Below are 18,609 nucleotides of genomic sequence, written 5' to 3'. Positions count from 1 at the left end.
CACTGGAAGGCATCTGGAAACCGTTTAGTTAAACTTAGGCCGCAGGCATGGAAAAAGACGGGCAGAAACTGAAAACCAAAGAGGCTGCTGAAAAAGTCCTAAAAATTCAAATCTCAAAAACCAAGTCCCATTTTTTGTTGATATATATATCTAAAGTGGAGACTAACTGCTATATATTTGCATTTAATTAGCAGTAAAGTGGGGGTAAAAATTTGCGGTTTGGACTTTTTCAGCAGCCTCAAACCAAATCAGTTTCTGAGATGCCCACTGAACGGTGAAGTCCTATAAAGAGTTCACCGTGAATGGGCATCGGACCGTCTTTTTTCGTGCCTGCGGCCTTAGTTTAACTTACGGTTGGAAGCTGCCTTCCAGTGCCGTTGGATTCCGGCCAGCCCGGCCCCTTCCAAACACCCAGCCCAACCTCTGTCCCCTCGTCCCGCTTTTCTGCGTAACTTTCACCAATTAAATCCCACTTTTTTATTCCTCAAAACGCTTTGCTACAACTTCTCCCTTAGCCTTATAAATGGATTTTTCATCCACGCACCCTCTGACGCTGGATAGTGGATAAATGTTGGATTCCCTTCCGATTACGGTTCCGGGGTTCAATACGGAACCGCAGCCGACTTCCACATTATCACCGATCATAGCTCCGAATTTTTTCATTCCTGTGGCGATATCACCGTCTTCTCCATGTACCTTTACCAATTCCTTATCCGACTTCACATTGGAAGTAATGGAACCGGCTCCCATGTGTGATTTATATCCCAGCACGGAATCGCCCACATAATTATAATGAGGAACCTGAACTTTATTGAATAAGATCACATTTTTCAATTCTGTGGAATTGCCCACTACGGCTCCGCTTCCCACAATGGCCTTGCCTCTGATGAATGCACAATGGCGGATTTCCGCCCCTTCACATACGATGAGGGGAGCGGTCAGGCAGGCGGTGGGCGCTACCTTTGCAGTTTTATGGATCCAAATGCCTTCTTCCGGATGGTCATATTCATCAGAAGATAAAGATTTACCAAGTTCCAGAATAAAATCTCCGATCTTTGGAAGAATCTCCCATGGATATTCCGCCTGTTCCAGCAGCGGTTTTGCAATGGTCTGGGAAAGATCATATAAATTTTGGATGGTCATCTGATTTTTTTTCATCATTCATTCGCCTCTACTTTCCTTTTTTATAATTTACTGCAGCTTTATCAAAATATTCCCTGAGCTGATATTGATTGTTCAGCTTCAGCACCCCATACGTCCGTCCTGCCACAAACCGGTCCAGTTTCTCCATATATTCATCTGGAGTGATCGTGCCTTCCGCCACATAAGTAAGGCCCTTCTCCCAACTGGCTGTGAGTTCCGGGTTCAGGAGCTGCTTAATTGACGCATTCACCACATCAAAAATGATTTCTCCTAGAAGTGTAGGGGTAATCACCTGGGTTTTGCCATTCAGCCCGAGGTATTTGATATTGACCAGTTTTTTTAAAATCTCCGCCCGGGTTGCACTGGTTCCGATACCGCTGCCCTTGATCTGCGCGCGCAGCTCTTCATCTTCAATCAGCTGTCCGGCATTTTCCATAGCCAGAATCATGGATCCGGAGGTGTAGCGTTTCGGCGGGGAAGTCTCTCCCTCTTTTATGTTCATTCCGGAAACCGGAAGCACCGTACCCTTTTTCAGGGCTCCCAGCATTTTTACAAATTCCGGATTATTCACATTGTCCTGATTCTCCGGCACCTCTTCCGCCTCTTCCTTGGTCTCCTCCCTGGCCTCTGATGCTTTCTTACGGACTGAGGCAGTATCTGCCACCTTTAAATATCCCTGATCCAAAAGTACGCGGAAGCTTGTGTAAAAATGCTCCCGGTCCACTACCATTTCCAATGAAAATTTCTGATAAACCGCAGCCGGATAAAAAATACTTAAAAAACGTCTCGAAACCACTTCATAGACCTTGAGGGCCAAAGGAGAAAGGCTTCTCAACGCTCCAAATCCCTGTCCGGTAGGTACAATGGCATAATGGTCGGTAATCTGCTTATCATTAACATAACGGGTTTTAGAAATATTTTTAAAATTGCCCTTTTCCAATACCTCTGCCGCAAATTCCTTAACCGGCTCGAAATTCCTAAGACCTCCGATATTTTTATGTATCTCTTTGGCCACCGCTGTTGAGAGAACCCTGGCGTCCGTTCTCGGGTATGTGACCAGCTTTTTCTCATAAAGCTCCTGGACGATCTTTAAGGTTTCATCCGGGCTTATCTTAAACATCTTGGAACAGTCATTCTGCAGTTCGGCCAGATTATATAAAAGCGGAGGATTTTTCGTTTCTTTCTTTTTTTCAATTCCTGCCAGCGTGCCTTCAACCGGCGGTTTTTCCATCAGGGCTGCAATCAGGTCTTCCGCATGTTTTCTCTCTTTGAAACCATTTTCCTTATACAGGTAAGGGGAGTTGAAATAACGGGAGCCTTCCGCCGATTTCCATTCACAGCCAAAGGTCATTCCCTCAGAGATAAAATCTGCTAATACCCGGTAGAACGGTGTCTTAACAAAATCCCGGATCTCCCGCTCTCTGCGCACCACCATGCCTAACACGCAGGTCATAACACGCCCTACGGACAGGACAGTCCGGTCTGTCTTCATGTAATTGGATATGGATGGCCCGTATTTTAAGGTCAGCAGGCGGGAAAAATTAATTCCCATCAAATAATCTTCTTTTGCCCTCAAATATGCGGAAGCCGACAAATTGTCATATTCGCTCCAGTCCTTCGCCTCCCTGATTCCCCTGAGAATTTCTTCTTCTGTCTGGGAATCAATCCAGACACGTTTCCGGGTTTTGCCCTTCACACCGGCCATCTGATCCACCAGACGGTAAATATACTCTCCTTCACGCCCCGAGTCGGTGCAGATATAAATGGTGTCCACATCTTCACGGTTTAAAAGGCCGCTGACAATCTTAAACTGTTTGGCCACGCCTTCGATAACCTGGTATTTAAATTCTTTGGGGATAAAGGGAAGAGTTGACAGGCTCCAGCGCTTGTATTTGGGATCGTAAGCCTCAGGATAACTCATAGTTACCAGATGTCCCACACACCAGGTGACGATGGAATCTGCAGATTCCATATATCCGTCCCTGCGGCTGGCATTGATTTTCAGTGCATTGGCAAATTCTTGTGCTACGCTTGGTTTTTCTGCTATATATAGTGACTTTGACATGTAATTCCTCATTTCATTCAATTCCTGGAACCTTATTAGTATACCATCGAACCGGCGCAATGGCAACGATTTACATCAAGCGTGAAGGGATTTTCGAAAAAGCCTTGACGTTTTAACTTAAAAGACCAGGTCTTTTAATGTAAAACGTCAAGGCTTTTTCGAAAATCCCTTCACGCTTGATGTTAAATAGTAACAGAAAACTTATAAATCGTCGTAGTCTTATACTCATCTCCCGCTTTCAAAAGCGGAGAAGCAAACTGCGGTTTATTAATCGCATCCGGAAAATACTGTGTCTCAAAACAATAACCGCCTCTTGGCCTGTACTGAACCCCGTCTTTTCCCGTAATCGGAGGTGTCATAGAATTGGCGGTATAGAACTGAACGCCTGGAAGATCGGTATAGACTTCCAAAACCCGTCCGCTCTTCTCATCCATAGCCTTTGCGGATAAAGACAATTCTCCTGCCGGATGATTCAACGCCCAGTTATGGTCATAGCCGCCTGCGAATTTAAGGGGTTCATAGTCCGCATCGATATCACGCCCAATGGGTTTCATCTCCGTGAAATCCATTGGCGTCCCTTTGACCGGAACCAATTCACCGGTAGGGATGGATGCCGCATCCGCAATGGTGTAGGTATCCGCATCAATCCATACCAACTGATCCACAACGCTGCCCGACTGATGGCCGGACAGATTGAAATATGCATGGTTGGTCATATTCGCAACCGTATCCGCATCTGCAACCATATGGTAATCGATCTTTAAACTGTCATCCGGGGTGAGGGTATAGCTCACCGTCACATGGGCATTGCCGGGAAATCCCTGATCCCCGTCCGGGCTGAACAGATAGAACGTTATCCTGGTCCCCAGCCCGTCTTCTGACACATTTGCGTCCCAAATCCTGTTTCTATAGTAGTCAAGACCGCTGTGAAGATTATCTTTACCGGAAGAATTCTTTGCCAGTTCATATGTTTTTCCGTTGATTACAAAAGATGCATTGCCGATACGGTTGGCATTCCGTCCAACCAGCTCGCCGCAGTGTCCCGGGCCCAGAAGCCATTTTTCAATGGTATCATACCCCAGCACCACATCATCCATGTTTCCGTCCTTATCCGGCACAATCATGGTCTGCCAGATTCCGCCTAAATTGAGGAATGACGCGCTGACACCGTGCTCATTGGTCAGCGTATACCGGATGACCTCTTCTCCATTTTCCATCCTGCCTATCTGTTCTGTTTTGTATGCCATATGACATAACCCCCTTTGGTCATTATTTTAACTCTTATTTTGCCTGGATATATCCCTGTGCCGTTAAAAGTTCGGCACATAATACAGCTCCGCCGGCCGCGCCGCGGACCGTGTTATGGGAAAGTCCTACGAATTTATAATCGTATACTGTATCTTCACGAAGACGGCCTACAGAAATACCCATGCCATTTTCAAAATCCACATCCATTGTAACCTGCGGACGATTGTCCTCTTCTAAATACTGGATGAACTGTGACGGAGCGCTGGGCAGTTTTAATTCCTGAGGAAGACCTTTGAAATTAACCATGCGGTCGATCAGCTCTTCCTTTGTAACTTTCTTTTTAAATTTAACGAATACGGCAGCCGTATGGCCGTTTAATACGGGAACGCGGATACACTGGCAGGTGATAACCGGTGAAGACGCCTTCACGATCTGTCCATTTTCCACTTTTCCCCAGAGCCTTAACGGTTCCTGCTCGCTCTTTTCTTCTTCACCGCCGATGTAAGGGATGATATTTTCCACCATTTCCGGCCAGTCCTTAAATGTTTTTCCGGCTCCGGAAATAGCCTGATATGTAGTTGCAACCACTTCATATGGTTCAAATTCTTTCCATGCTGTTAAAACAGGAGCATAGCTCTGGATGGAGCAGTTTGGTTTTACGGCAATGAAGCCCCGTTTTGTACCGAGACGTTTCTTCTGGTCTTTAATCACTTCAAAATGTTCCGGGTTGATCTCCGGCACCACCATAGGAACATCCGGCGTCCATCTGTGGGCGCTGTTATTGGAAACAACAGGTGTCTCTGTCTTCGCATAAGCTTCTTCAATCGCTTTGATCTCGTCTTTGCTCATGTCTACGGCGCTGAACACAAAATCCACACCGGCAGCGACTGCTTCCACTTCATTTACATTCATAACTACCAGGTTCTTTACTGCTTCCGGCATAGGAGTCGTCATTTTCCAACGGCCGCCAACTGCTTCTTCATAAGTCTTTCCTGCGGAACGCGGGCTTGCGGCTACAGTAACCACTTCATACCATGGATGATTCTCAAGCAATGAGATAAATCTCTGGCCTACCATGCCAGTTGCACCTAATACACCTACTTTTAATTTCTTTTCCATAACTATAACTCCTCATATGCAAATTTTGTTCTTAGATATCCTATAACAACTTTAGGAAAAATGCAACATTTATTCGCGAGAAAAATACATTTGTACGCACAGCACGTACATTCCCTGTTCTTTCTTAAAAAATGCACGTGCTGCACGGAGAAATTACCGTTTTTTTATAACCTGACTTTACTTCCTTTGCCGTCTCTCCTGCTGATCTTCAGTTTATTCAGATAAACATCTTTTCCTTTATAGTTGATCACCGGATTCTCTCCGATCAGGTAAAGGGACTCCAATTCCTCATCTTTAGAAAGTTTAATCCCCCTCACGCCACGGCTGTTTTTCTTCATCACCGGAATTTCCTCCAGCATGAAGCGCAGGAAGACCCCTGCGCTGGTCTGTATTACCACATCTGTCTGTTCCCCGATCATCTGGATGCTGGCGACCTGATCACCTTCCAGCAGTTTGGTAGCCGCTACGGTCCTGTTATTTGTTTCAAATTCTTCTGCAGGCACCTGTTTTACCAAAGCAGATTTTGTGGCGAATAGAAGCGTTTTCCCACGGATGGCTTCCGTACTGGTTAAGAAAATAATCCGCTCTTTTGTGCCGTCATATTTACTCAGATTATCGATCGGCGTCCCTTTATCCCGCAGCTTTCCTGCCGGAATATCCATCACCTTGATCTGGTGCAGGTTTCCCGTATCGGTAAATAAACACATCTTGTCCGTATTCATGCAGCGGAAAGAGTAAGGATATTCGCTTTCCACCGTTTCAATATTCCTGTCATAAATAGAACGGTCCATCACCTTACAATAACCGAATTTATCCATCACCACGGCTACTTCCTGTACGGCTACGGCAGTTTCATCATAAACAGCCTCTTTGCCGTCTTCGATCCTGGTCCGTCTGGGCGTTGCAAACTCTTCTTTAATCCCCTTTAAGTCTTCTTTGATGATCACATCCATATACTTTCTGTCGCTCAATATATGTTTATATTCTTTGATCTTCTTTAAAGTCTCCCGGTATTCCTTCTGCAGTGCCAGAATTTCCAGTCCAATCAGCTTATAAAGGCGCATCTCCAGGATTGCTGAGGCCTGTTTTTCCGTAAAACAGAGCTTTTTTGCATCTTCTTCCAACGCAGGCACTTTAAAGGTGATGCTGCTGGTATCTCCGGACATCAGGCACGCTTTTGCATCCTTTAAGTTCTTTGACCCCCTCAGAACCGCGATAATTAAATCGATCACATCGCAGGCTTTAATAAGGCCCTCCCTGATCTCCTTTTTTTCCAGTTCTTTTTCCAAAAGGGCGTTGTATTTGCGTTCAGCATTCTGATGCTGGAAATCCAGATAGTTCCTGAGGATTCCCTTTAAACTCAGCGTCTCCGGGCGGCCGCCTGCAATCGCCAGCATATTGACTCCAGAGGTATCTTCCAGTTTTGTCTTTTTATATAAAATATTGATGATCTTTTCCACATCAGCATCTTTTTTCAATTCCAGCACAATGCGGATTCCCTCTTTATTGGACTGATTTGAAATATCCACCACATCGGTCAGTTTTTTTGATTCCACCAAATCCGCAATGTCCACAAGGCATTTGTTGATTCCGGCTCCGATCATGGTATAAGGGATTTCACTGATTACCAGCTTATCTTTATCCGTCTTTCTTTTCCCAAGCTCCACTTCTATGCGCCCGCGAAGCTTGATCTTGCCCATTCCGGTTTCATAAATGGACGGCAGATCCTTTTTATTGGCAATGATCCCTCCCGTCGGGAAATCCGGCCCCGGCATATATTGGAGCAGTTCTTCTGTGGTGATTTCAGGATTATCAATATAAGCCATGACGGCATCCACCACTTCTCCCAGGTTATGGGGCGGGATACTGGTGCTCATGCCGACCGCAATCCCCTCAGCACCGTTGATTAAAAGGTTGGGCACCCGGACCGGCAGGACTTCCGGTTCTTTTTCCGTTTCATCATAATTGGGGACGAAATCCACGGTTTTATCCAGGTCTTTCAAATAGACCTCTTCCGCAAATTTCTCAAGTCTGGCTTCCGTATAACGCATGGCTGCGGCCCCGTCACCCTCTATGGATCCAAAGTTTCCATGGCCGTCAACCAGAGGCATCCCTTTTTTAAAGACCTGGGACATGACAACCAGGGTTTCGTAGATGGAACTGTCCCCATGGGGATGATATTTACCCATGGTATCGCCTACAATACGGGCTGATTTCCTATGGGGTTTGTCATGGTTTAAGCGGAGTTCGCTCATATCGTAAAGAACTCTTCTCTGAACCGGCTTTAAGCCATCCCGGGCGTCCGGAATGGCTCTGGCGGTAATAACGCTCATAGAATAGTTCATATAACTCTTCTGCATCTCTTCCGAATATTCTGTTTTGATAATCTTTTCAGGCATAATCTTTCACGTTTCTCCTTTTTAAGCGTCAATTTCCGCCTCATCGGCATGTTCATAGATAAATTGTCTTCTCGGCGGAACATCACTTCCCATCAGCATTTCAGTGATCTCAGAAGCCATTCTGGCATCCTCAATCTCTACCTGCTTGAGCACACGGCGTTCCGGATCCAGCGTGGTTTCCCAAAGCTGTTCCGCGTCCATCTCGCCAAGACCTTTATAACGCTGAAGGGTAAAGTCACCGCTGTGGGTCTTCCTGTATTTTTCCAGGTCCTTTTCATCATATAAATACTGCTCCTGGCCTTTTTTAGGAATCACTTTAAAAAGCGGCGGCATGGCAATATATACATGTCCGTTATAGATCAGTTCCGGCATAAAACGGTACAAAAATGTCAGGAGCAGGGTATCGATATGGCTTCCGTCCACATCGGCATCCGTCATCAGGATTATCTTATTGTAGCGCAGCTTTGACAGGTCGAAATCATTGCCGTAGCCCTCTGAAAAACCGCAGCCAAAGGTATTGATCATGGTCTTGATTTCCGCATTGGCCAGCACTTTGTCCATAGAAGCCTTTTCCACATTGAGTATTTTTCCGCGGATCGGCAGGATTGCCTGGTACTGGCGGTTTCTGGCGGTCTTCGCAGAACCGCCGGCGGAATCTCCCTCCACTATGAAAATCTCGCATTTTTCCGGATCCCTGCTCTCACAGTTGGCCAATTTTCCGTTGCTGTCAAAAGAAAACTTGGATTTTGTCAGCATGTTGGTCTTGGCCTTTTCTTCCGCCTTTCTGATCTTGGCCGATTTTTCCGCACAGGCGATTACTCCCTTTAACACCTCCAGATTACGGTCAAAATAGCGCTGCAGCTCATCGCCGGCCACTGTGAAAACAGCTTTTGTGGCGTCTGCGCTGGCCAGCTTGGTCTTAGTCTGCCCTTCGAAAATGGGATCCGGATGTTTTACAGCCACAATCGCCGTCATGCCGTTTCTGGTATCAGCGCCTGTGAAATTGGAATCCTTCTCTTTCAGGATTCCCAGATCACGGGCATAGCTGTTGATCAGCTGCGTGAATCTGGTTTTAAATCCCACCAGATGGGTGCCGCCTTCCTGAGTGAAAATATTATTGCAGAATCCCAGGATATTTTCCTCAAAGGTATCCACAAACTGGAGCGCCACCTCCACTTCGATCTTGTCCACCTCACCCTTAAAATAAACCGGATCATGGACAGGCGTTTTTCCTGAGTTCAGTTCTTTGACATAAGAAACAATGCCTTCCGGTTCTGAAAATATAATAGTCTCTTCTTCTCCCGGCCTTTTATTCTGATAAATAATTGTGAGTTTAGGATTTAAATAGGCGGTCTCATGGAGCCTGCTTTTCAGCCAGTCCGCTTTAAACCTGGTCTTTTCAAAGATCTCACTGTCCGGCAGAAAATTGATCTCCGTTCCCGTCTCTTTTGTCTTACCGATCACAGGGAGGAGGCCGTCAATCAGCTCCACCACAGGACGTCCCTTTTCATAGGCATCGTGATGAATCGCTCCATTTTTATAAACTTTTACTTCCATATGGGCTGATAAGGCGTTAACCACGGAAGATCCTACCCCATGAAGCCCGCCGCTGGTTTTATAAGCGTCATTGTCAAATTTGCCCCCTGCGTGAAGGGTGGAAAGAACAATACGTTCCGCCGACATCCCTTTCTTATGCATCTCCACCGGAATTCCCCGGCCGCTGTCTCTGACCGTACAGGAACCGTCAGCTTCAAGGGTTACCCATATTTTATCGCAGTAACCTGCCAAATGCTCGTCTACCGCGTTGTCAACGATTTCATATATTAAATGGTTCAAGCCCTTGCTTCCAACCCCGCCAATATACATACCCGGACGTTTTCTGACGGCTTCCAGGCCTTCCAGAACCGTAATACTATCCGCATTATACTGTGTTTTAGCCATGTTATTCCTCCATATTTTGTATCCCCTCATTCATAGCGGGTTTCACATAATCCATATTATTATACACATAAATTCCCTGTTTTGGCAAGTTTCCAAAAGGGAATTTGATTTCGGATCTGGAAATAACATTTCTGTTCACAGCCCCTCAGGCGGACCCGGCTGTCGGCCGTGCCGCTTTGCGGGGCTGTGGACAATAACGAGACAACCGCTGCCACAGCGCTGAGTTTGTCAACATTTGCACCTATACGCTCCCATACGTCGGTGGGAACTTACAGACTGCCGGGAAGAAACTTACCGGACATAAATCCGCCCGCAGATAATGCCCCGGAAGGTTTTACCCTTCCGGGGCATCATTCGTCTAACCTGTTATTTAAAACAATACCTGCCGCAGTTCTATTACAGTTCAATATTGAGCAGCTGCACGTATTGCTGTCCGGAATGCATATCTCTTTCATTTCTGGCGCCCTGAGGATAAGGCCTCGGCATGGAAATCTTAATCACATTAAGGTTATCCACCTCAAATCTTTTGATTTTTTTCGGATCGGTCCGATACAGCGCTCCCACCGCTTCGTTGGAAAGCGCCGGGGATTCTTTTATCATACGGTAGTCTTCTTCCGTATCGCAGAAAATGTCAATGGTCATCCAAAATGGGCCCGCATTTTTGGACCTCACATACTTAGCCAACTCGCCCAGCGTCATGCGATCACCTCCACTTCCCTATGGAACAGTTCCATAGGCTCATTTACCTCAACCGAGTGATTCAGCATGAATTCATATACTGCGCCGCGCTCGGTCTCCGCAGGAGAAAATGGGAATGCAAACGTAGGCAGCTGTTCTTCCATATTGACTGGAAAATGAAGCAGGTAAGGGTTATATATTTTTGCGATTCTGGTGGCCAGCTCCTGCGTTTGCGCCGTTACGGCCATCACCAGACCGATTTCCGCAGGAAGATATCCCTTCTGCGGCGCAGAACCGGAAACCGCATTCCACCCGTACATTTTAAAATCTATGTCGTAAGCCTCAGGATCTATCAGGTATTTTTGTATTTTTTCGGCAACATACCCTTTCATTGCGTTCAGCCACCTTTCCGGATCTCCCATAATGCGTTTGTCCCGGATCCCCACTATTGTGACCGTCTGATAGCCGGCTAAAGCCGCTCCCTCTAGTTTAACCGTGTAGGGCTCATGTGTGAAGGCGCTTCCGGTGACGCGCACACGCCGATCGTCCAAAGCGGTATAAACAGCCCTGCTTGTGTCCAATGTGCCGGATGGTTCCCGCAGGCGGTAAGGGTCCGCATTTTCATAGAGCATGTGGGCGGATACGGTATAAGGTGTGCACCGGCTGTCCGAAGACGTGGGCTCTATGGTGAATCCCTCCTGGTCAAAGGTCAGAAAAACCCCGCCGCCCGACGGATTCGTGGTGCAGAGAGCACCGCATTCCGCGATTTTTGCCCCATGCCACGCTCCCGCTGTGTGACAGCCTCTCATGAGCGGCAGGGCCGCTATAATCGCCGTATCCGTGGTTCTGCCGCACAGAACGATATCAGCCCCCTCCTCTAACGCCTCTTGAAATGGTTCCGCACCGGCCAATCCAACAATATTAACGCAGCGTTCAAAAACTGTTTCGTCTATATCAGGGGCGCCTTCCAGAGAATGAATCTTACCGGCCGCATACTTCATTTTTAACCGTTCCGCATCCTGCTGTGTATGGATTACTGCCAGCTTGGCGGACAGCTTCTCTTCCCGGCAGATTTCCTTGCAGATTTCTGCCAGTCCGTCCACCCCGGAATCCGTTCCGCAGGTGCCTGCGGATCCGATCAATACAGGAATATCCAGCCGGCGGCCGGCTTTCAACATTCTCCGCAAATCTTCCTTTACGCTGTCACGGGCATATTTCCCGCTGCCAGTACCCAGATAATAAGGTCCTGAGTCTGTGGAACCCGCATCACAGGCGATTGCATCCGGCTTCATCCGCACGCCCGCAGCAAAGGAGGTCTCCGAAATCCCTGTCCCCAATGCGCCGTACGGCACAAAAACTTTGCAACTGTTCATTTTGATCACTCTCCTAATATCTCTTTAAAATAAGCAACTGCCTGGGGAACCATCTTCATTCCCTCATGGGCCAGTCCGGGAACCTCGGTCAGCCGGACGTTCATCTGGTGCTGCAGATAATTTTCATACAGTGCTTTTATCTTTTCCAAACGGTTATTTCCATACTTCTGCGCGGATTCCCTGAAGGTAATATCTTCCTCATAATTGACAACCTCCTTATCTTCCGCGCCGACGAGCAGAAGCACAGGGACTTTTTTCACTTCTTCCATATCAATTTCTACCCCAAACTGCTCCTTAAAATCGCTGATCCCTACCGGCCATGGTTCCGACGGGTCCAGATAAGTCGCCCGTCCCGGCGCTCCTACCGATACGGCAGCCAGACGCTGTGGATGAAGATAGAGCATCCGGTGGGAAAACTGCCCCCCTCCGGAAAATCCATGCAGCAGAATTTTATCCTGCGTAATTCCAAAGGTCTCCCTCACCTCATCCACCATATCCAACAAAATCCTGTCAAACCTGATGTCATGGAATTTGATGAATTTATAATTGTGGATATCCTCCCTGTCAATGATTCCGGCAGGAAAGACCGGAGCCAGAATTACATGCTTCGTCTCATCTGCAAAATCGGCGAACTGGTCCCTCAGTTTTTCGGCATTACGCGCTGTACCATGAATAACTGCTGCAATCCCATATTCCGCAGCATGTTCCAGGCAGAATCCCTTGGGAAGATAGAGCCAGTAAGAAAACCTCTGATCGGACCTGCACGCCCTGAGCAGGGGCGCCTTTTTCGTTCCTGCCCCCATTAATGCGGTGTTTTTCCAATTCCAATTCATAAGAAACCTCCTATAAGAAACATTTAATCGTGAAGTATGCGATAGGAATGGCGATCCATGAAATGATCACAACCCATTTCCAGGCATAGTTTATAAAATCTCCGATTTCAAAACCCAGCATGCCGCAGCTGACGTGGTTGGCCGGAACCATGGGAGAAAGACATACGGAAACACCGCTGGGAACCAGCACCACGCAGGCCGCAAGGATGGGATCAACTCCGTACTGCGCGCAGACGCTGACGATGACAGGCATTAAGCCCTGATAATAGGCTCCTGTTCCCAGCATCATAAGGAGCGGCGCCGCAATCACTGCAATAATCACATAGATGAACGGCCCCACAGCAGGAGGCATCACGCCCATGATGGAAACCGCAATGGCATCCACAAAACCGCCCTCCTGGATAATGCCGATGAGAACTCCAACGCTGATTACATTGAGAACCATATTCAGTATTTCAGGGCTGAACTGCTTTATCTTCCTGCCCTGCTGCTTTTTCCCACGATAATTGACAGCCATCGCAATGCCAGTAAATACCATGAAGGTGAAGCCCGAATTCATGATGCCGGCCACCAGCGCCGCAAGCAACGCGGCTGTGAGCAGCAAATTAAAAATGAAATATCCCCTATGTAAAGCGCAGAGACTTTCCGTCTTCTCCGGTTCAATGGCAATATCTTCTATGGAGTTCACGGCGCCTCTCCTGATTTCGCGCCGGCCTAACAGATAGGCGGCCGCAAACCCCAATAAAACCATGATGATCTGAGCTGGGAGAATATATCTCCATAGCGCCACGGGATCCATATCGAGAACGATTGCGGTATGTCTGGTAGGGCCGGTCCAGGGAAGCAGATTCATTGCGCCAACCACCACTCCCATGGCCAGCGCCAGCGCCCTGCGGTCCATTTTCATCTTGTCGAACAACGGCATCATCATAGGGAGTGTGATCATGATCGTCGTGGTGCCAGCGCCGTCCATATGACCGATTGCTGCAATCATGGCCGTGGCTACGATGATTGCGCTGGCCGGATTTTTACTCTTTCCCGCTTTTCTGATAATCGGATTTGTCAGAATATCAAACATCCCTACATCCGACATGATGCTGAAATATAAGATCGCAAAGGCTGTCACGATAACGCTTGTTTGTACAGAAGCAAACCCCAATTTGGCAAAGCCGCTGATCTCTTTAAGAGAATATCCGGCAGCCAGCCCTCCAATTGTCGGAATCAGGGTGAACAGCACAATCGGTGAAACCGGACTTTTCATCAGCAGTATTACAAGCAGAACTAAAGTCAGCAAACCAATAATTGTCAGTAAATCCATAATATAGTTACCTCCACTTTTTCTTGCGCATATGCTTAAACGCTACCTTCTTTGTCGACAATTACAGTTTACAGTGATATACTGTTTATTGCAAATACTATTAGATTAATAATACTTATAGCATGTATGCTATAACCAGGAGGGTGAAATAGAGTATGAATATAAATCCAAGGACTTTGAAATACGTTTTAACTGTGGCGGAAGAAAAGAGTTTTTCCCGCGCAGCGGAAAAGCTGTATATCTCCCAGCCTTCTCTAAGCCAGCATATAGCCAGAGCAGAGCAGGCTTACGGAGTGCAGTTTTTTAACCGCGACGTCATTCCGCTGACTTTGACCTATGCAGGAGAACGCTTTATCACGGCCGCTCAGGATTTCTTCCTGCTGGAAGAACAGTTATCACGGGAAATGGAGGATATCGCACAGAACAAATCCGGCAGGCTGGTCATCGGGGTTACTACAACGCGGGGACCTTATATCATCCCCCGTCTGTTTGCCACATTTAAAAAGGAATATCCCGGAATCGAGCTGGTTCTGAAGGAAGGCTCCACAGATTATCAGTTAGAATTAGTACGGAAGGGAAAGATTGATTTCGCTTTCGTCGGATACAGCAGCAATGAATTTACGAGCATTTGTCTGGAGGACAACCGGCTTCTGCTGGCTGTGCCGTCGGATCATCCAGTCATAAAAGAACACCTTCAGGGCGCCAGTGCCGCAGATCTGCGGCTTTTCCGGCATGAGCCATTTATCCTGCTGCACCCCGGACAGGCAATGCGGAATCTCACAGATAAAATTTTTCTTGACTATGAGATAACCCCCACTATCGCTTATGAAACGAGGAGTTTTGATATGGCCTACCGCATGACCTGCGATAAACTGGGCATAACCTTTGCAACCAGTGAGATCCGCCCGTCATCTGAATCGATCACATTTTTTGACCTGGACCGTGGGATCTACCCTTATCCTCTTCTGCTGGTATTCCGCAAAAACCTGTATATCTCAAGACCCATGCGGCGTTTCATGGAGCTGGCGAAAAATATGCAGAAAAATATGGAGATTCCTCTTCACCTATGAGGGCATTGGAAAAGGCCGTCCTTATGGCCGGTTCCCATTAGTACCCCTAAGCGGCATGGCAATTACCATTTATTCCCTTGCCATTTCCCAGGGAATTTATGTTATTATCTCTTTTGTAACACATATGTAACATTAACGTAATATTTTAGGAGGAAATTACCATGAGAAAATTATCCGTTTACGCATTATCTGCAGCAACTGCTTTGAGCATCACCGCTTTAGCGCCAATGACTTCCCAGGCCGCTATGAATACATACAATCTTCCGGGAGGAAAGGGAGCTGTGGTCGTGATTGGCGGCGGAAATGGAAACTGCCAGACACAGTTTCCCGGATTTCCCGATTTTAACAAACCTGGGTTCAATACTCCTGGAACCAATATTCCGGATATCAGCCTTCCGTCGCCAGAATTCCCGAGCCCGGACGGCGGAATGCAGAACCCAACACCGGAGAATCCGGGAAATGATTCCACCAGCTCAGACGCCTATGTATCACAGGTATTAAACCTGGTAAACCAGGAACGCGCCAAAGCAGGAGCAGCCCCGCTGACACTGGATTCCAAAGCGTCCCAGGCTGCCGCACTCCGCGCCCGTGAAATCGAAAGCTCCTTCTCTCATACCAGACCGGACGGAAGCAGCTTCAGCACCGCTCTCACCGCTTTTGGCGTGAATTTCAGAAGTTCTGGTGAAAACATTGCCTATGGACAGACTTCACCACAAGCTGTAATGACAGGATGGATGAACAGTTCCGGCCACCGGGCTAATATTCTGAACTCCTCATTTACTTCCATCGGTATCGGACATTATAAGGGAGCAAATGGAGTTGATTACTGGACACAGTTGTTCGTTAACTAATCTTTACTTAACTTACTGGCAAAGTTACGCCATGAAGACGGGGAATCCGGGACAGTAGACCGTGGATGCCAGGAATTGGGGAGCTGATTCCGCCCCTAAGAAATACTAAGGCCTTCAAGGGCAAAAAAAGACAGGGCGGTGCCCATTCGATGTAAACTCTTTATGGACTTTACATCTCAGCGGGCACCTCAGAAACTGATTCGGAATTCAGTTTCTGCCTGTCTTTTTTTGCCCTTGAAGACCAAGTATTTCTAAGGGTCTGCATATGCTCCCCAATTCCTGGCATCCACGGTCTACTGTCCCGGATTCCCCGTCTTCATGGCTGTGCACTGGCTTCACTAGGATAATAAAGATTTTGGGAAGGGAAGTAGAAAAAGCAAATAGAGTTTCATTGGGGTGATATTTAGTACAGGTTCTGGCATGGAGATTTTATGTAAGTGACGTGGGTATTTACAGTAAAGGGTGAGGGCATTTTCGAAAATACCTTCACCCTTTATGTTAAATTAGCGTTTTATTACTTTAGCCTGAGAAAACCAGCAGGAAAGCGGGATGTTCTCACATAAATCCCAATATAAGCAATTATTGAGCTGCAGATGAGCTCTCTTCTGTTAAAGCCGCATCAACACCTGCTGCCTCTGCCATAAGAGTTGCACCTTCTGTAAAGTCTGTGGAAACAATTGTAAGAGCACTTGTCATATCTTCCATAAGCTTCTGGGTTTCTTCCTCTGTAGGGGTCTTTCCGCCAGCCTGCATCTCCATAGCGGATACAACAATATCCAGATAATCGATCATAGCTTCACAACCGCTCTTATATTTAGCCTGTGCTTCTGCATAAGCTTCCGGAGCCTGAATAGCGGCGAATTCCACGAACGGAGCTTTCAATTCTTCCATCAATTTTGCAATGCCTTCTGTATCAGTAGGATCCATAGTTGCTAAATCAGCCTGAACTTTTGCAGACACATCTGTCATAGCCTGGCCCAGTTCCTCAGCCTTTGTAAGATATTCATCCTCTGTCAAAGCCTCTCCTGCTGCTTCAGCCTTTGTTTCAGCCTCTGTTGTGGTCTCCGCTTCTGTAGTCTCAGCTGCAGTTGTAGTTTCTTCTGTTGTTTCCTCTGCGGTTGTCTCTGCAGCCGCCTCTGTTGTTGTCTCTGCTGCTGTAGTAGCATCAGCCTTTTTACTGCCACAGGCTGTTACAGAAGTTGCTAACATTGCTGCCATTGCTAATACACACATACCTTTTTTGAAATTCTTTCTCATAATAACTTGTCTCCCTTTTGTCGCATATTTTCGATTTTGTGTAAGCGACATATGAATTATAGCAAATTGCATTTTATTTGCAAGTTAATTAATAAAAAAGTAAGATTTATTTACACTTTCTTAAAATTGCCTTTGGTATTTATCCTCAATCCATGGAATTCTCAAAATTTTAATGATATACTTATTAAAAAGAATACATATAGTTCAAAATGGAGGAAAATTTATGTCGGATAAGATGATGTATGCAGCTGTATACAAAGGACCTGGCAAAATCCAACTGGAAAAACGAAAACTGCCTCGAATTATAGATCCCCAGGACGCAATTGTTAAAGTCACTTTGACAACGATCTGTTCCAGCGATATCCATATCAAACACGGGAATGTCCCAAGAGCTGTGCCCGATACGGTTTTAGGTCATGAATTTGTAGGTATTGTGACAGAAACTGGAAGCGGAGTCAAAAAATTCAGTGCGGGCGACCGGGTCGCTGTTAATGTGGAAACTTTCTGCGGAACATGTTATTTCTGCAAACGGGGATATGTGAACAACTGTACCCATGAACACGGCGGATGGGCCTTGGGATGCCGGATTGACGGCGGTCAGGCCGAATATGTGAGAATCCCCTTTGCGGATCAAGGACTGGCTAAAATCCCCGAATCGGTTTCCGATGAAGCCGCCCTTTTTACAGGAGATATTCTTTCAACCGGATTCTGGACGGCCGGATTGGCGGAGATAAAGCCTGCGGATACTGTGGCCATTATCGGAGCAGGTCCCACAGGACTTTGTACTGCAATGTGCGTCCGGCTTTACGGCCCGGGAAAAGTGATAGCCATCGATACTTGTGCCGAAAGGCTGGACCTGGCTCTGGAAAATGGTCTGGCCGACGCAGTCATCAATCCCCTTCATACAGATGTCCTTCAGGAAGTGCTGCGCCTTACCGAAGGCCGTGGAGCTGATGCTGTTTTGGAAGTGGCAGGCGGAAAAGATACCTTTCAAACGGCCTGGAAAATAGCCAGGCCCAATGCAGTTGTCTGTATTACAGCACTTTATGAGGAAGCACAATCCCTTCCTCTTCCCAATATGTATGGAAAGAATCTGATTTTCAAAACAGGCGGGGTGGACGCTTCCCACTGTGAAGAAATATTGAAGCTGATTGAATCGGGAAAATTGGACACCAGATGTCTGATCACCCACCGCACTTCCCTGCAGCATATTATGGAGGCCTATGAAGTATTTGAACACAAAAAGGATCATGTAATAAAATATGCGATTACCATTTGACCCCATTTCAAGCATGATATAATAGAAGCAGTACA

Annotated in this window: 14 protein-coding genes; 3 read left to right on the top strand and 11 right to left on the bottom strand. The window is 46.9% G+C overall.

Annotated elements, in window-relative coordinates; all coding sequences use genetic code 11:
* Positions 1-477: 477 nt before the first annotated feature.
* The 10 genes from GPL15_RS17740 to GPL15_RS17695 all read right to left on the bottom strand — a co-directional run bounded on the left by GPL15_RS17740 (position 478) and on the right by GPL15_RS17695 (position 14,117).
* Positions 478-1,161: a UDP-N-acetylglucosamine pyrophosphorylase gene (locus GPL15_RS17740; protein ID WP_346344999.1), complete on the bottom strand. Its 684-nt coding sequence runs from the start codon at positions 1,159-1,161 to the stop codon at positions 478-480.
* 10 nt (positions 1,162-1,171) lie between these two features.
* Positions 1,172-3,208: a DNA topoisomerase gene (locus GPL15_RS17735; protein WP_215700028.1), complete on the bottom strand. Its 2,037-nt coding sequence runs from the start codon at positions 3,206-3,208 to the stop codon at positions 1,172-1,174.
* 182 nt (positions 3,209-3,390) lie between these two features.
* Positions 3,391-4,455: an aldose epimerase family protein gene (locus GPL15_RS17730; RefSeq protein WP_215700027.1), complete on the bottom strand. Its 1,065-nt coding sequence runs from the start codon at positions 4,453-4,455 to the stop codon at positions 3,391-3,393.
* Between the two features lie 34 nt (positions 4,456-4,489).
* Positions 4,490-5,575, bottom strand: a complete 1,086-nt coding sequence (asd, locus tag GPL15_RS17725) for an aspartate-semialdehyde dehydrogenase (RefSeq protein ID WP_215700026.1) — start codon at positions 5,573-5,575, stop codon at positions 4,490-4,492.
* Between the two features lie 164 nt (positions 5,576-5,739).
* Positions 5,740-7,974: a DNA topoisomerase (ATP-hydrolyzing) gene (locus tag GPL15_RS17720; RefSeq protein WP_215700025.1), complete on the bottom strand. Its 2,235-nt coding sequence runs from the start codon at positions 7,972-7,974 to the stop codon at positions 5,740-5,742.
* Positions 7,975-7,995: 21 nt separating this feature from the next.
* Positions 7,996-9,915 (bottom strand): DNA gyrase subunit B, encoded by a 1,920-nt coding sequence (locus tag GPL15_RS17715; protein WP_215700024.1) that lies wholly within the window; start codon positions 9,913-9,915, stop codon positions 7,996-7,998.
* 396 nt (positions 9,916-10,311) lie between these two features.
* Positions 10,312-10,614 carry a DUF4387 domain-containing protein gene (locus GPL15_RS17710; RefSeq protein WP_215700023.1) on the bottom strand — a complete coding sequence of 101 codons (303 nt, stop codon included), beginning with the start codon at positions 10,612-10,614 and terminating at the stop codon, positions 10,312-10,314.
* Positions 10,611-11,966: an acyclic terpene utilization AtuA family protein gene (locus GPL15_RS17705; protein WP_215700022.1), complete on the bottom strand. Its 1,356-nt coding sequence runs from the start codon at positions 11,964-11,966 to the stop codon at positions 10,611-10,613. Before GPL15_RS17705 ends, GPL15_RS17710 begins: the two co-directional genes overlap by 4 nt.
* 5 nt (positions 11,967-11,971) lie before the next feature.
* Positions 11,972-12,799, bottom strand: coding sequence for an alpha/beta hydrolase (locus GPL15_RS17700; protein ID WP_215700021.1), 828 nt, complete (start codon positions 12,797-12,799; stop codon positions 11,972-11,974).
* Between the two features lie 10 nt (positions 12,800-12,809).
* Positions 12,810-14,117, bottom strand: coding sequence for an SLC13 family permease (locus tag GPL15_RS17695; RefSeq protein WP_215700020.1), 1,308 nt, complete (start codon positions 14,115-14,117; stop codon positions 12,810-12,812).
* Positions 14,118-14,272: 155 nt separating this feature from the next.
* Here GPL15_RS17695 and GPL15_RS17690 point away from each other — a divergent pair, with 155 nt between their 5' ends.
* Both GPL15_RS17690 and GPL15_RS17685 read left to right on the top strand, forming a co-directional pair.
* On the top strand, positions 14,273-15,187 hold the full coding sequence (locus GPL15_RS17690; RefSeq protein ID WP_215700019.1) for a LysR family transcriptional regulator: 915 nt from the start codon (positions 14,273-14,275) through the stop codon (positions 15,185-15,187).
* Positions 15,188-15,348: 161 nt separating this feature from the next.
* Positions 15,349-16,038: a CAP domain-containing protein gene (locus tag GPL15_RS17685; protein ID WP_215700018.1), complete on the top strand. Its 690-nt coding sequence runs from the start codon at positions 15,349-15,351 to the stop codon at positions 16,036-16,038.
* A gap of 579 nt (positions 16,039-16,617) precedes the next feature.
* Here the strand turns inward: GPL15_RS17685 and GPL15_RS17680 are convergent.
* Complete coding sequence (locus tag GPL15_RS17680) at positions 16,618-17,295, bottom strand: hypothetical protein (protein WP_215700017.1); 678 nt, start codon at positions 17,293-17,295, stop codon at positions 16,618-16,620.
* A gap of 223 nt (positions 17,296-17,518) precedes the next feature.
* Between GPL15_RS17680 and GPL15_RS17675 the strand changes: the two genes are divergently transcribed.
* Positions 17,519-18,574 carry an alcohol dehydrogenase gene (locus GPL15_RS17675; RefSeq protein ID WP_215700016.1) on the top strand — a complete coding sequence of 352 codons (1,056 nt, stop codon included), beginning with the start codon at positions 17,519-17,521 and terminating at the stop codon, positions 18,572-18,574.
* Positions 18,575-18,609 lie beyond the last annotated feature (35 nt).

Source organism: Clostridium sp. MCC353, from assembly GCF_018785315.1.
Classification (GTDB): Bacteria; Bacillota; Clostridia; order Lachnospirales; family Lachnospiraceae; genus CHH4-2.
Note: the sequence above shows the minus strand (reverse complement) of the source record. Positions and strands in the feature narration are given on the sequence as shown.

Bases quoted from the DNA above. Each gene is read 5' to 3' on its own strand.
- GPL15_RS17675 (WP_215700016.1), top strand. From the start codon at position 17,519: ATGTCGGATAAGATGATGTATGCAGCTGTATACAAAGGACCTGGCAAA.
- GPL15_RS17705 (WP_215700022.1), bottom strand. From the start codon at position 11,966: ATGAACAGTTGCAAAGTTTTTGTGCCGTACGGCGCATTGGGGACAGGG.
- GPL15_RS17710 (WP_215700023.1), bottom strand. From the start codon at position 10,614: ATGACGCTGGGCGAGTTGGCTAAGTATGTGAGGTCCAAAAATGCGGGC.
- GPL15_RS17715 (WP_215700024.1), bottom strand. From the start codon at position 9,915: ATGGCTAAAACACAGTATAATGCGGATAGTATTACGGTTCTGGAAGGC.
- GPL15_RS17740 (WP_346344999.1), bottom strand. From the start codon at position 1,161: ATGATGAAAAAAAATCAGATGACCATCCAAAATTTATATGATCTTTCC.
- GPL15_RS17730 (WP_215700027.1), bottom strand. From the start codon at position 4,455: ATGGCATACAAAACAGAACAGATAGGCAGGATGGAAAATGGAGAAGAG.
- GPL15_RS17700 (WP_215700021.1), bottom strand. From the start codon at position 12,799: ATGAATTGGAATTGGAAAAACACCGCATTAATGGGGGCAGGAACGAAA.
- GPL15_RS17690 (WP_215700019.1), top strand. From the start codon at position 14,273: ATGAATATAAATCCAAGGACTTTGAAATACGTTTTAACTGTGGCGGAA.
- GPL15_RS17720 (WP_215700025.1), bottom strand. From the start codon at position 7,974: ATGCCTGAAAAGATTATCAAAACAGAATATTCGGAAGAGATGCAGAAG.
- GPL15_RS17685 (WP_215700018.1), top strand. From the start codon at position 15,349: ATGAGAAAATTATCCGTTTACGCATTATCTGCAGCAACTGCTTTGAGC.
- GPL15_RS17735 (WP_215700028.1), bottom strand. From the start codon at position 3,208: ATGTCAAAGTCACTATATATAGCAGAAAAACCAAGCGTAGCACAAGAA.
- GPL15_RS17695 (WP_215700020.1), bottom strand. From the start codon at position 14,117: ATGGATTTACTGACAATTATTGGTTTGCTGACTTTAGTTCTGCTTGTA.
- asd (WP_215700026.1), bottom strand. From the start codon at position 5,575: ATGGAAAAGAAATTAAAAGTAGGTGTATTAGGTGCAACTGGCATGGTA.
- GPL15_RS17680 (WP_215700017.1), bottom strand. From the start codon at position 17,295: ATGAGAAAGAATTTCAAAAAAGGTATGTGTGTATTAGCAATGGCAGCA.